Origin of the sequence: Halobacillus sp. SY10 (assembly GCF_045401165.1) — a bacterium.
In the GTDB taxonomy this organism is placed as follows: Bacteria; Bacillota; Bacilli; order Bacillales; family Halobacillaceae; genus Halobacillus; species Halobacillus aidingensis.
On sequence record NZ_CP174345.1, the window covers coordinates 3,158,803 to 3,172,489 of the forward strand.

The following is a 13,687-nucleotide window of genomic DNA, read 5'->3' on the forward strand; positions in this document are numbered from 1 at the left end:
AAGCCTGGTCGGTTATATTTCCCGCCCAGGCTTTAATTTATGGTACATTTTTGTATTGTAATAAAAGAATGTCGCTTTTTTGCCACTCACTTTCAACATTTCTTTCACAAAGCTTTTAGCATTTGAAAGCTTGCCTACTTTACGATCAGCTAAATACATCCCAACCAGCCCTTCATGGATCATTTGGTGAAAGGGTGCATCTGGAAGCCTTTGAATTTCCTCGTGTGTCCTTTCAACAAAATACCGGAAACGATTCTTCATTTCTTCCTCATGATCGTAGTACGCACAGAAATTCAAATCTCCCTCTTTTTCATCTTCTTGTTGATCAATGTAGTAATCAAGCAAGATATGTAACCCCTGCATATATGGAAAGTAACTTCTTTCAATTTGATTGGATAACGTTGCATCCATCTTTCCACTCAACGTATAGGAAACAAGACAAAAAATTCCTAAAGTAGATCCGGTACATGCTGAAAATTCATACCAGCTAAGCTCTGGCCATTCTTTTTGATAGCGCTTGAACCAATTTTGTAGTCTTGGAATTCTCTCATTTTCGATTACATGCTTATGAACTTGCAGATCACCATATAACTTTCCTAACTTTATCGCTTGTTGCTTGACGGTGTGATAGTCTTCCGCCTCGGAAAGGACTTGTTGGCACGTTTTCACAAGGTCATGGAGGTATCCCCCATCTTCCTGCTCCTCACGATATTGGTAATAATCTTGTAATGGGTTACCTGGTGTCAAAGCGTCGATCATGGATTCATGCAGCATGCGGAAATCGTCAGGGTCCATGGAGGTGCTCCGGTCACAAAGGTTGTCCAAGTAGTCACTGATGGTTTGATAAGCAACGATGAAGCGAATGGCCTTTTTATGGTTGCCACGGGAGAGAACAGAGTAAATAGATCCCCCTTCACAGTGAAACGTCTTTGCTTCGATACTCGCTAATGCTTGACTTCTGAGTTCTTCGTCAGGAATCAATTTCGCCCTTTCAATCCAGTAAGACAATTCATTATGAACAGCAGGAAAAACATTTCGATACACTCTGTACATCAAAAGAATGGCGTTGCCTGGGACTGCATGTGTCAAAAGAAATCCTCCTTGCCCGTTTACTTTAGATGATCCTCTAAAAAGGAATGCGTATGTTGATAGACATCTTTCCATTCCGGCTCATTATAAATTTCATGATAAAGACCCGGCCATTGTTTATATCTTTTTTCTTTAATTTGAACTCGGTCAAACCATTCAGCTGTCTTCTCTATTCTCACCATATAATCCGCTTCAGCCTGCATTAGTAATAATGGGATATCAGGAAAGCGTTGAATATCAGAGAACGCTTCTCTCGTCGCTTTTTGAAATTCACGATACCAGCGAACAGAGACTTTATCAATAATCAAAGGATCTTGTTGAAACTCTATAATTTTGTCCTTATTACGTGTGATATATTCGGGATCTTGAGGAGCCTTGATTCTTAATGACGGAAAAAAAGTGTTTAAAATATACGACACGATTTCCAAGGGGAGACTCGCTTTTTTCAGAAGTCCCAGTGCAGGAGAAGAGAGAATGACGCCATCCACCTTTGGTTGAGCGATCTCCATCGTCCTCACAACCGCAAGGCCTCCCATACTATGACCCATTAAAAATATTTTCTTATCGGGGTCCGCCTGTTGGATCCACATCATAATGGTATTGACATAATCCTGAAAAGAACGGATGTGTCCACTCTTTCCTGAAGAACGCCCCTGACCTGGCAGATCGCCGTAAATAACAGAGTACCCATCCTTTTGTAGTTGGTCGACCAGTTCATGATACCGCCCTGAATGTTCAAAGGCTCCATGAACGAGCACAACCGTAGCACGATCATTGACTGATTCTACTTTCTTCACAGCATCTCCCTCTTTTCTTCTGCTATACTATCAATAGTAATAGTATAAGGGGGTTTTTCATGATTTGCGAATATAAAGGAAAGGTACCTGACATTCACCCGAGCGCCTATGTTGCAGAAGATGCGGTGATTACTGGGGATGTAACCATTCAAGAAAAGGCCAGTGTTTGGTTTAAGACCGTGATTAGAGGAGATGTTGCTCCCGTACATATTGGTAAGAACACGAATATTCAAGATTTAAGCCTCTTACACCAGAGTCCAGACAAGCCTTTAATCATTGAAGATGGGGTAACCGTCGGCCATCAAGTCACTCTCCATTCTGCCCATATAAAAGAAAACGCTCTGATCGGCATGGGATCTCTTATTTTGGATGGCGCTGTTATTGGAGAACAAGCTTTTATCGGAGCCGGGAGCCTTGTCCCCCCTGGGAAAGTGATTCCACCAAATACTCTCGCTTTCGGTCGTCCGGCCAAAGTCATAAGAGAACTGAATGAAGAAGACATAAAAGAACTGAACCGGATAAGAAAGAGTTATGTAGAAAAAGGGCAATATTATAAAGAAATACGAGGATCATGAGTTTACAAACCGTTCATTTTAAAGCTAAAAAACCGTTCCAAACCAAAGTTTGGAACGGTTTTTTCTTTATTGACAGCGTGCCTTCAATTCTTCCGCTTTATCTGTGCGCTCCCAAGGGAACTCCACATCTGTACGTCCAAAATGACCATAAGCAGCCGTTTGGCGATAAATAGGACGGCGCAGATCTAACATCTTGATGATGCCGGCTGGACGTAAGTCGAATAGTTCACGTACAGCTTCTACTAACTGCTCCTCAGAAACAGTACCTGTTCCATTTGTATTAATGGCAATAGAAACAGGCTGCGCCACACCGATGGCATAAGCAAGCTGAACTTCTACTGAATCCGCCAGTCCAGCAGCTACGATATTTTTCGCAACATACCGAGCAGCATAAGCAGCAGAACGGTCCACTTTCGTGGCGTCCTTACCACTGAAAGCTCCCCCGCCATGACGAGCATAGCCACCATACGTGTCCACGATGATCTTTCTTCCGGTTAGCCCGGCGTCACCTTGTGGACCTCCAATGACGAAGCGTCCGGTCGGGTTAATAAAATATTTCGTTTGTTCATCAATATATCCTTCAGGCACAATCGGCTCGATCACATATTTTTTCAAATCTGCCTGGATTTGTTGCAGCGTCACTTCTTCCGCATGCTGGGTAGAAATAACGATTGTATCCACGCGGACAGGTTGATCGTTCTCGTCGTACTCTACTGTCACTTGTGTTTTTCCATCTGGACGAAGATAATCGAGCGTGCCATCATTTCTAACATCAGATAGACGTTTAGAGAGTTTATGAGCTAAGGAGATTGGCAGAGGCATCAATTCTTTGGTTTCATTATTAGCAAAACCAAACATCAATCCCTGGTCTCCTGCACCAATCGATTCAATTTCATCATCACTCATTTTCCCTTCACGGGATTCAAGAGCAACGTCCACGCCCCCTGCGATATCAGGAGATTGTTCATCAATCGCTGTCAGGACCGCACATGTATCTGCATCAAACCCGTACTTCGCACGAGTATAACCGATATCTTTAATCGTCTGACGGACGATGGATGGAATATCCACATAAGTATTTGTACTAATCTCACCAGAAACTAATACAAGTCCCGTTGTCACTGTTGTCTCACATGCAACCCTCGCGTTGGGGTCGTTTTTTAAAATTTCATCTAAAATCGCATCAGAAATCTGGTCACAAATTTTGTCCGGATGTCCCTCGGTAACAGATTCTGATGTGAATAACCGGCGGTTTGCAGGCATTCTTAAAAACTCCTCCTTCTGTAAGTACAAAGTATTAGACGGAACTCTTTACCAGTATGTGTAGAAACTTTTATAAGTTTCATATATGTTCTTGTTGCCTCTTTTCACAACCAATGGAGCATTTACATAGGAATATCTACAGGTTATCCTGTTCGAATATATTTCTTCATTAAAGGCTCTGTTCTTATTGAGATGATGGATCGTTCTCATCCCCCTGTTTGGAAAAAAGCCTTATAAAAAGAAAAAACCTTTCCTATTCGAGGAAAGGGGCTGCTTCCTTTCGCTCTTATCGTCCAAGGAGCATGTCCTCCTTGCTTCAGGTTAGCACCGTGTCATGTCCATGACGGTTGCTGGGTTTCAAAGGGCCTGTCCCTCCACCAACTCTGGATAAGAGAGTATCCGTTCTCCGTTATCGTATCGAAAACCTTATTTAATGTCAATTGAATTCCACCTCTTTCAAAACCTATTCCTAACCCAGTAAACGTTTGAAAGAAATACACATATATTATTAGAACACTTTTTTTAATAAAAGAACAAAACTCGCTATTCCATATAAGCTCCCGATTATGGAAGACTCAGTTTCGAGATGTTTCTTTGGTTCGTTGCCGGGTGGGACGTCAGGGGTGGCTGGGAAGCTACTCGCTTTCCTGTGGAGGAGTGGCGAGCTTCCTCGGACTACGTCCTGCGGGATCTCGCCGATCTCCTTTCTCCCACGGGAGTCTCGCAGCTTCCCAACCAAGTGAGAAACGAACCCTTTCATCAAGAAGGACTGTCTTCCACTACCCCACTGTTAGAAGGAAGAATAGCTCTACATCAACCTCTCATGTTCGAAGTGACCACTGGAGATAGGTTATATTATCCGATTCACTTCAGCATACAATCAGAGTTTCCGAGAAGTGGTTTCGAGGCACTTACATGGCGGAGGGGAATGGGGAGACTCCTACCTTAAGTGTGCAGGCGCCTCGATCAGCGGCGTATGGACTGGACTGAGCTGGCGGAGATAAAGGAAACACGAAGAACGGAGTGATTCGATGTTGACTTATCGTACAGAAGCGAGGGAAGTCTCACTAGCCGCTAGGCGCCGGAACCGGATATTGAAGAGGAAGAAAGTGCATGGTGAGACCCCACAGGACGCAGTCCCTATCCACGCAACACAAGTCTCGAAACTGAGTCTTCAAGAATTCTGCCAGATTGTTGAACAAAAGAGGATGTTTGAAGTGTAATTTTTCTGAATAAATAAAATGTAAGCTTTTTCACGTATAGTATGGACTAAAGAATTCAATGTGTTATACTAATCTCACATTAGGTTGATCATAATTAATTGCAAAGGCGGGTCGACACATATGAGTACCATTAATCAAATGTCTGAACTGAATCTTTTACTTGCCCAAGAATATGTCCACCATCAGCTATCTGTTCCACACTTAGTGGAAAAGATTTTATACCGTAATGAAGGTACCCTGACAGAAAAAGGGGCCATCCAGGCAACGACGGGTACTTATACTGGTAGATCTCCGAAAGATAAATTCATCGTCCAGGATGATGTAACACGAGATAAAGTCCACTGGGGAGCTGTCAACCAGCCCATAGATGATCAAACGTTTGTAAAACTCTATCATAAAGTACTGGATTATTTAAAAGAACGGAATGAACTGTTTGTCTTTAAAGGCTATGCTGGAGCAGATGAAAAGCAGCGCCTTCCTCTTCAAGTACTTACAGAGTTCGCCTGGCACAACTTGTTCGCACAACAAATGTTCATTCGACCGGATGAACTAGAGATAGAAGATCATGAGGCGGAGTTTACTGTCGTATCAGCCCCAACCTTCAAAGCTGATCCGCAAATCGATGGAACAAACTCAGAAGCTTTCATCATGATTTCTTTTAAACACCGTATCGTTTTAATCGGCGGCACGGAATATGCAGGAGAAATTAAAAAGTCCATCTTTTCAGTCATGAACTATATCCTTCCTGAGAAGAACGTTCTCCCTATGCACTGCTCAGCGAACGTAGGTAAAGAAGGAGATGTGGCTTTATTCTTCGGCCTTTCAGGTACAGGGAAGACGACATTGTCAGCAGATCCACAACGTAGGTTGATTGGTGATGATGAACATGCATGGTCAAACTACGGGATTTTTAATATTGAGGGTGGGTGTTACGCAAAATGTATCAATCTTTCACAAGAAAAAGAACCCCAAATCTTTGACGCCATCCACTTCGGCTCAGTCCTGGAAAACGTCGTGTTGGACCCACAAACCCACCAGCCCGACTACAATGACACAAGTCTCACTGAGAATACACGAGCGGCTTATCCATTAGAGCATATCGACAACACTGTACAACCAAGTATTGCCGGTCATCCGAATGCCATCATCTTTTTAACGGCTGACGCAACAGGTGTCCTTCCACCGATCAGTAAATTGACAAAAGAGCAGGCGATGTACCATTTCTTGAGTGGATATACGAGTAAACTAGCAGGAACTGAACGAGGAATCACAGAACCACAAGCTACTTTTTCTGCCTGCTTCGGTTCACCATTCCTCCCTCTCCCGCCTTCCACTTATGCAGAGATGCTTGGAGAAAAGATTGACCAATTTAATGCAGACGTTTATTTGGTCAACACAGGGTGGTCAGGAGGATCTTACGGAGAAGGGCAACGAATTAAATTGTCCTATACACGCTCCATGATTCATGCTGCACTTGAGGGAGAGTTAAGCTCTGCGGACACTTATCAAGATCCATTTTTTGGCTTGAATATTCCTACACACTGCCCTGGTGTCCCAGATGAAGTATTATTTCCTAGAAAAACATGGGCAGACGCTGATGCATATGATCAAAGTGCCAAATCTTTGGCCAGCAAGTTTCATGAAAACTTCAAGAAGTTCACATATGCAAGCGAAGATATCAAAAAAGCAGGACCGACCTACCACAGGTCATAACAATTGTTTCCTCATCTCCTCATATAAAAGAAGGCCCCGCTGGGCATCCCAGCGGGGCCTTCTCTATACCCTCCACCTAACACCACATACGCTCCCTTTTCTTGAAGACTCAGCTTCGAGGCTTTTGTTGAGTGTATGGGGCTGCCTTGCCTAGTTGAAATAATGAATGACAATTCCTGGCCATGGATACGGGGTCAGGGAAACGACGATTTGCAGTATTTTGGATGAGTCAGTAGAAACACACACGTCCGGATTTCCTTCTGCTTTTCATGCGGACATTTCCCAGACCCTGTTCCCTCGCCTTATTCGTGCAGAATCTATGGTTAAAACGACTTTATAACGGCGTGGGTGAGCAGGTCTTCCTTACAGAACTCGGCAGGTTACTGTTAGAGGGATTTCGAGAACCTCATATGATAAAGGGGCGGAGGGAAACGGTGAGACTCCTACCTTAAGTGTGCAGGCGCCTTGGTCAGCGGCGCATGGACTGGACTGAGCTGGCGGAGATAAAGGAAACGCGAAGAGCGGAGCGATTCGATGTTGACTTATCGTACAGAAGCGAGGGAAGTCTCACTAGCCGCTAGGCGCCGGAACCGGATATCTAAGAGGAAGTGCGTGGTAGATGAGACCCCGCAGATCGTTAGCTCGAGGAGGCTCATCACTCGCCCACGGAAAGCGAACCTTTTCCCGGAGCCCCTAGAATCCCATAAACATCTCAAAATCAAGTCTTCAAGAATCATGCCAGAAAGCTGAATAAACATAAGAAAAAAGGTAGAAAAGTTTAGTTGAACTTTTCTACCTTTTTCAAGCACTCCGGCAACACTTCATCTTTCATCATAAAGCTGAAACGATCATTCGATTTTAAATTACGCGGGAGGTGACGGAACAATACAGGTCCGTGCGTCTCAAAATAATGATCCTGATCATCGATTGAGTCAATCATTGCAAAATACACGTTTTTAATGACCGTCCCCCCTTTACCTTCTACATGATACTGACCAATGTAGGATAAATAAGAAATAACGGCTCCTGTCTCTTCTCTGACTTCTCGAACAGCGGCGTCTTCCGCTGATTCTCCCTCTTCCACTTTTCCACCTGGAAATTCGAGACCACGATCTTTATGTTTGGTGAGCAGCCATTGGTCCTTGTATCGGCATATCACCCACACGTGTTTCGGTGTCTCGGAAAAAGGATGATCCTCAAAAGATAACCGGACAGGGTTGTGGTAATAATCATAAAATGTTTTCATGTCTGCTCAACTGCCTTTAATCCTTGATATACGTTCTGTCTTTCACCTGTTTAAATCGTACCACAAGCCGCGCTAAATACAAACCGGTCAGCAGACAAACTTCTCTCTTTCCTGAATAATTTGTAAAAATATACAGAAACATGAAACGATCGATCCTTATCATTCGTACAAGACAGAAAGCAGAAAAAGAGAGGAGAGCAATAATGGCTAAGCGAACCTATGTAGCAATGGTCAGTCTGTTTTTGATTCTTTTGCTAAGTGCTTGTGGCAGTGCAGAAGGCAGCAAAATTGAAAAAATTATGTCGGAAGCTTCTGAAGTTAACAAAGACTTACAAAGTTATGCTGTTAAAACCGAGACTGAACAAGTCATAAAGATGGGCAAGCAAGGAAACAACGGACTTCCAGAAGGTGGGATCCCCATCCAATCCACCATCGATGCTGTTCATCAAGTTGAGCCTATGGCTTTTCACCAGACCATTGAATCTATGGGACAGACAACAGAGCAATACTATACAGACAAAGGCTTGTACATGACAAACCCTGCAGGTGACGGGTGGGTGAAAGCACCCGAGAAAGTCCTCGAACAACTTCAAGCCCTAAACGTGAATAGTCAAACACCAGCAGAACAAATGGAATTTCTAGAAGAATATACGGAAGATTTTCAATTAACGTCTGAAGAAGGTCATTATATTTTAACGTTCCAATCGGAAGGAGAAAATGTACAAAAGCTCATGGAAGATTCGCTAAAAGAAACTCTCCCTTCCAGTCAATTACCAGAGAAGTTGTTAGAAGGCTTGACTGTAAATGACCTCGAATACACGATGAAAATTGATCAAGACACCTACTATCCTGAAATGTTCCATCTGGATATGAACCTTGAAATTGAGGAAAATGGAGAACAAGTCGAGTTAAAGCAATCCATATACAGTGAATTCAGCCGTTTTAACGAAATTGAAGAGATTGTCGTACCGCAGAACATCCTTAATCAAGCAGAGGAAATGGAAGATATGCCTGGTTTATTCTGATGCAGCATACAGAACCGCTTCTTTTTCAAGAAGCGGTTCAATTATTCATTCAATACGCCCATCTCCGTGATATGATGTTTAGTCGTTTCATCTCCAAGATCATAAATCTTTTGAAACGCTTTTTTCATATCGAGATCCGCTTCATCGTTCGCCTGATCATTATGATAGGGATTAAACGGAACATGAGACCGCCAGAAAGATTCAGCATCCGCATTATAGATCTCATCGAACACTTCCCTAAGGGCTTTAACTTCTTCCTCTGTCGCGTAAATCGTGAAATCATCATTGTTCCCATCGTGATTTAAAGAAATTTCCCTTGTTCCCATATTGATATAATACTTATCCTTTTCCATCATTCACCCTCCTCTTCCTTAGTGTGAACCACGGAAGGGAAACCTATTACAGATGGAAAAATTCATGAAACGTCTCATAAGCAAGTGTTACTTCTTCCAGATATTCCTCATCCACATTTAATCCCATTCCCGTCTTCTTTGGAACCTCAATGGATCCTTCGTGCATTACAATCTCAGGGTGTACAAGGTCTTTATGAAAATACCTTGTCGAACCAGACAAATCGCCCGGAATCGTAAAGTTTGGTAGGGAAGCTAACGCAAGGTTATGTGCTTTGGAAATGCCTGATTCCACCATCCCGCCGCACCATACAGGAATTCCCCGCGATTGACAGAAGTCATGGATTTGTATCGCTGCTGTCAACCCGCCGACTCGACTGATTTTTATGTTGATGATTTGACAACTCTCCAGTTCAACCGCTTGGACGGCATCGTGAAAAGACATAATGGACTCATCCAAACAAATCGGGGTCTTCATTTCCTTTTGGAGCTTTTTATGCCAATAAAAGTCTCCTGCCGCAAAAGGCTGTTCAATCATTGTTAACCCATAATCATCTATCGAACGTAGATGACTCATATCCTCTGGATTATATTGACCATTGGCATCAATCATGATCGGAAGGTCCGGGTCGATTTGTTGAATGGTTTCAATCGCTTCCTTTTCTCTTCCCTTCACAACTTTCAATTTATATCTCTGAAAACCTTCTTCCTTCAGCATGGACACACCTTTTTCTACTGAATCCCCCAGGCTGATCACTGCCCCCGCACTTACGAATGAGCGGGTACCTCCAAGGAGATCGGCAAGGCTTTTTTCTGCTTGTTTTCCATATAGATCCCATAGAGCAGCTTCCAGTCCCGCTTTTGCCATCGGATGACCTTGCACTCCCTTACTTTCTTCTGCAAAGTCAGAAGGGTGCTCCGCTCCATTTTTTAAAAGGAAAGGAATCAGGTAATCCTCAAGAATATGCCAAGCTGTATTTATCGTTTCATAGGTGTAAAAAGGGTCAGGAAATGCCGTCACTTCCCCGTAACCTATGCGTCCTGCATCATCTTTTACTTCTATAATGATAAGAGGACGTTCTTTCAGTTCAAATTGGTGAGTAACGAATGGAACTTTGAGTGGAAGGGAAACTTTTCTTAAACCAACTGATTGGATTCTCATTCGTCTCCTCCTTGCATGGAATAGGATGACAAATGTCTTCGTAATAGTTTGTTCGAGGCATTTCTCGGGAGTTCTTCGATCCAATGAACTTCTTTCGGACATTTATACTTTGCCAAACGCTTCCTACACCAGTCCAGCACTTCCTTTTCCGTCAGACCGGCCCCATCTTCAGCTACAATATACGCTGCAGGAACCTCTCCCCAATGTTCATCGAAACGACCGGTCACACCGGCTTCCCGTACACCCGGCAAGGATGATAACACGCTCTCGACCTCTGCAGGATAAATGTTTTCCCCCCCTGAAATGATCACGTCTTTCACTCGGTCAACGACATACAAAAATCCATCTTCATCTTCAAATCCGAGATCCCCCGTCCGCAAGTACGCGCCCTCTCTTTCCGGCCGGTTGTAGTACCCTTTTGATACCATCGGACCACGAACGATAATTTCACCAACTTCCCCTCTTTCCGTGCTGTCTATATACAAATGCGCAGGGCTTAAGGCTTTTCCTGCTGAACCTAGTTTGGAGAAAGCGAATTCCGGACTGAGAGTGGCGATTTGAGAGGAAGTCTCTGTCATCCCATAGGTTTGGAAAACGGGTATTCCTTTTGCAGATGTCTTTTTCAGCATAACTTCAGGAACAGGCCCTCCACCTAGAAGCATGCAGCGGAAGTGGTCTGGATACGTACCATCTTCAAGCACCTCGAGCAATCGCTGCAGCATAACGGTCACGACAGACACATGGGTAATTGCTTTATCCATAATAGCTTTATGAACCTTTCGAGCATCGAATTTTTCAAATAGCATGATCGGCATGCCGTAAACGACACTCTTCATTAAGATCGAAAAGCCACCAACATGAAATAAAGGTAAACAGTTCAACCACTTGTCCTTTTCCTGGACTCCTAAATTTAATGCAGAGGCGACGGCACTGTGCCAATGGTTTCCATACGTATGCATGACGGCCTTCGGATTTCCTGTCGTTCCTGAGGTGTACATCATCGTATAAACGTCATCGAGGTCGAGGTCTGTTTGAAGTTGGTGAAGACTTTCTTTCTTCTCTTCTACATGTTCAAGTGTACGCACATCAAGATTCATCTCTCTTACCGACTCTGTTGCCACCTGTAAGTGGTGTCCATCAGCATAAAAATGTGATACATGAGCATCTTCAAGCTGGTACGCAATTTCCGCCGGGGTCAGCCTCGTGTTTAAAAGAACGGCTACCGCCCCGACATAGCTGACGGCGTGAATGAAAACGGCGTACGTGGAACTGTTGCTTGCTAGTAAGGCTACATGGTCGTCCTGTTTCACCCCATTTCCCATAAGAGCATGGGCCATTCCACGGCTTCTTTCCCTTAGTTCAGAAAAACTGATGCTCCCACCATCTGATGTTTCAATCGCCGTACGCTGCGGATTTAACGCCGCCTGTTTATCTAACCAATGAGGAATACGTTCGCCCATTACAACCCTTCCTTTACTTAGTTCTGTTATTCTAACGCTCGAATCATAAAAGGGGCCATCCTTTCTACAGGATGCCCCTTCACACATTTCATATATAGAGACGAATCAAGGAAAACGAGGGAACTGATCGAAGTCAGGCTTTCTTTTCTCCTTGAAGGCGTCGCGTCCTTCTTTGGCTTCCTCTGTTGTGTAGTACAACAATGTGGCGTCTCCACCCATTTGTTGAAGACCAGCTAAACCGTCTGTATCTGCATTGAAAGAAGCCTTCAAGAAACGTAAAGCAGTCGGAGACTTCTCAAGCATTTCACGACCCCATTGTACGGTTTCAGCTTCAAGATCTTCCAATGGTACAACTGTGTTTACTAGTCCCATTTCTTCCGCTTCTCTTGCAGAGTACTGACGGCACAAGTACCAAATTTCACGGGCTTTCTTATGACCAACGATACGTGCAAGCAATCCTGCACCATAACCAGCATCGAAGCTTCCCACTTTTGGTCCTGTCTGGCCGAAGATGGCGTTATCAGCAGCAATCGTTAAATCGCAAACGATATGTAATACATGTCCACCACCGATTGCATAACCGGAAACCATCGCTACCACTGGTTTTGGAATCACACGGATCAAACGTTGCAAATCAAGTACATTCAAACGAGGGATATGGTCATCACCTACATACCCTCCGTGGCCGCGTACTTTCTGATCTCCACCAGCACAGAAAGCATCATCGCCAGCTCCTGCAAGAACAATAACTCCAATTCTGGAGTCATCGCGAGCATAAGCAAAAGCATCAATTAACTCATGTACCGTTTGCGGACGGAAGGCATTACGAACTTCCGGACGGTTGATCGTGATTTTAGCAATCCCTTCAAATCTCTCGTACATAATATCTTCGTATTCGCGTTCACTAACCCAATCAAAAGACATAGTATTTCCTCCTTTTTCTACATTCAGTTCCTATATTCCTCATGAAAAAACGCTTTCTCACAATTTTCATTTTATCATGAAGCCATCTACAATTTTAGCAAAAATCCCAGGATTCTCAAGGTGGACGGTATGACCAGCATTTTCGACCACCCGATGAGTGGCTCTAGTGAAGCGTTCAGCCATATCCCTATTGATGTTTCGGAACTTCTCGTCTTCCTCTCCTGTCACTAATAAGACCGGGCACTTGAGGGAGGATAGCTGATCCCACCAGGAAGGCTGATGACCTGTTCCCATACCGAGAAGCGATTCAGAAAGACCATTAGCCGTCTGACTTAAACGTTCTTCTCTCAACGCTTTTTCCACATCATCAGGAAGGGATTGGTGCGAATCAAAGAGTGGGAGGCTTTCCCAGAAGTCTACGAACGATTCGACTCCTTCTTCCATCAATTTTTCCGACAATCCTTTATCTTTTGCTTGTCTCGCCAGCTGTTCTTCGGTTGTAGGTAAACCTGGAGAAGCACTTTCGAGTATTAATCGATCGACATATTCAGGGTAAAGCATAGCAAATGATAGAGCTGTTCTTCCACCCAAGGAATAACCAAGCAAGGACACCTTTTCTAATCCCAGCTGATCAAGAATAGCTTTGAGGTCCCGACAAAAACGTTCCATCGTTACAATACCAATCGAGCCTGTCCTTCCGTGACCTGGCAAATCCACTTTTAATAAGCGAAAAGGTTTTTCAAAACGGGAAGTAATGGAGTCAAAAGTTGAAGTGCGGCCCGTAAAACCGTGGAGCAGGAGGAGGGCTTGCCCTTCCCCTTCATCCTCGACCCAATATTCTCTTCCGTTCACCTTCATCC

The 13,687-nt window shown here is 43.9% G+C and carries 12 protein-coding genes and 1 riboswitch; of the genes, 3 read left to right on the plus strand and 9 right to left on the minus strand.

Annotated elements, in window-relative coordinates:
- Positions 1-12: 12 nt before the first annotated feature.
- Together ACJA3J_RS16190 and ACJA3J_RS16195 are read right to left on the minus strand one after the other, a co-directional pair.
- Positions 13-1,053, minus strand: a complete 1,041-nt coding sequence (locus tag ACJA3J_RS16190) for a tetraprenyl-beta-curcumene synthase family protein (protein WP_406946309.1) — start codon at positions 1,051-1,053, stop codon at positions 13-15.
- 56 nt (positions 1,054-1,109) lie between these two features.
- Positions 1,110-1,886 (minus strand): alpha/beta hydrolase, encoded by a 777-nt coding sequence (locus ACJA3J_RS16195; protein WP_406944608.1) that lies wholly within the window; start codon positions 1,884-1,886, stop codon positions 1,110-1,112.
- 59 nt (positions 1,887-1,945) lie between these two features.
- Between ACJA3J_RS16195 and ACJA3J_RS16200 the strand changes: the two genes are divergently transcribed.
- Positions 1,946-2,461 carry a gamma carbonic anhydrase family protein gene (locus tag ACJA3J_RS16200; protein WP_089654869.1) on the plus strand — a complete coding sequence of 172 codons (516 nt, stop codon included), beginning with the start codon at positions 1,946-1,948 and terminating at the stop codon, positions 2,459-2,461.
- Positions 2,462-2,527: 66 nt separating this feature from the next.
- Here the strand turns inward: ACJA3J_RS16200 and metK are convergent, their stop codons facing one another.
- Complete coding sequence (metK, locus tag ACJA3J_RS16205) at positions 2,528-3,724, minus strand: methionine adenosyltransferase (protein WP_089654870.1); 1,197 nt, start codon at positions 3,722-3,724, stop codon at positions 2,528-2,530.
- Between the two features lie 283 nt (positions 3,725-4,007).
- Positions 4,008-4,118: riboswitch (SAM riboswitch) on the minus strand.
- A gap of 949 nt (positions 4,119-5,067) precedes the next feature.
- On the opposite strand from metK, the gene pckA reads away from it, so the two are divergent.
- Positions 5,068-6,660, plus strand: coding sequence for a phosphoenolpyruvate carboxykinase (ATP) (gene pckA, locus ACJA3J_RS16210; protein ID WP_406944609.1), 1,593 nt, complete (start codon positions 5,068-5,070; stop codon positions 6,658-6,660).
- Positions 6,661-7,438: 778 nt separating this feature from the next.
- Here the strand turns inward: pckA and ytkD are convergent.
- Positions 7,439-7,906, minus strand: a complete 468-nt coding sequence (ytkD, locus tag ACJA3J_RS16215; protein WP_115824795.1) for an RNA deprotection pyrophosphohydrolase — start codon at positions 7,904-7,906, stop codon at positions 7,439-7,441.
- A 203-nt stretch (positions 7,907-8,109) separates the two neighbouring features.
- Here ytkD and ACJA3J_RS16220 point away from each other — a divergent pair, with 203 nt between their 5' ends.
- Positions 8,110-8,931, plus strand: coding sequence for a DUF6612 family protein (locus tag ACJA3J_RS16220; RefSeq protein ID WP_406944610.1), 822 nt, complete (start codon positions 8,110-8,112; stop codon positions 8,929-8,931).
- Between the two features lie 41 nt (positions 8,932-8,972).
- Here the strand turns inward: ACJA3J_RS16220 and ACJA3J_RS16225 are convergent, their stop codons facing one another.
- From ACJA3J_RS16225 to menH, 5 genes are all read right to left on the minus strand, one after another.
- Entirely contained in the window at positions 8,973-9,284 is a 312-nt protein-coding gene (locus ACJA3J_RS16225) for a hydrolase (protein WP_089654875.1), read from the minus strand.
- Positions 9,285-9,330: 46 nt separating this feature from the next.
- The gene (gene menC, locus ACJA3J_RS16230; protein ID WP_406944611.1) at positions 9,331-10,443 is read right to left on the minus strand and encodes an o-succinylbenzoate synthase; all 1,113 of its coding nucleotides are present in this window, start codon (positions 10,441-10,443) and stop codon (positions 9,331-9,333) included.
- On the minus strand, positions 10,440-11,903 hold the full coding sequence (locus tag ACJA3J_RS16235) for an o-succinylbenzoate--CoA ligase (RefSeq protein WP_406944612.1): 1,464 nt from the start codon (positions 11,901-11,903) through the stop codon (positions 10,440-10,442). Before ACJA3J_RS16235 ends, menC begins: the two co-directional genes overlap by 4 nt.
- A 105-nt stretch (positions 11,904-12,008) precedes the next feature.
- The gene (menB, locus tag ACJA3J_RS16240) at positions 12,009-12,827 is read right to left on the minus strand and encodes a 1,4-dihydroxy-2-naphthoyl-CoA synthase (protein ID WP_089654878.1); all 819 of its coding nucleotides are present in this window, start codon (positions 12,825-12,827) and stop codon (positions 12,009-12,011) included.
- Between the two features lie 66 nt (positions 12,828-12,893).
- Positions 12,894-13,685: a 2-succinyl-6-hydroxy-2,4-cyclohexadiene-1-carboxylate synthase gene (gene menH / locus ACJA3J_RS16245; RefSeq protein ID WP_244157290.1), complete on the minus strand. Its 792-nt coding sequence runs from the start codon at positions 13,683-13,685 to the stop codon at positions 12,894-12,896.
- Between the last annotated feature and the right edge of the window lie 2 nt (positions 13,686-13,687).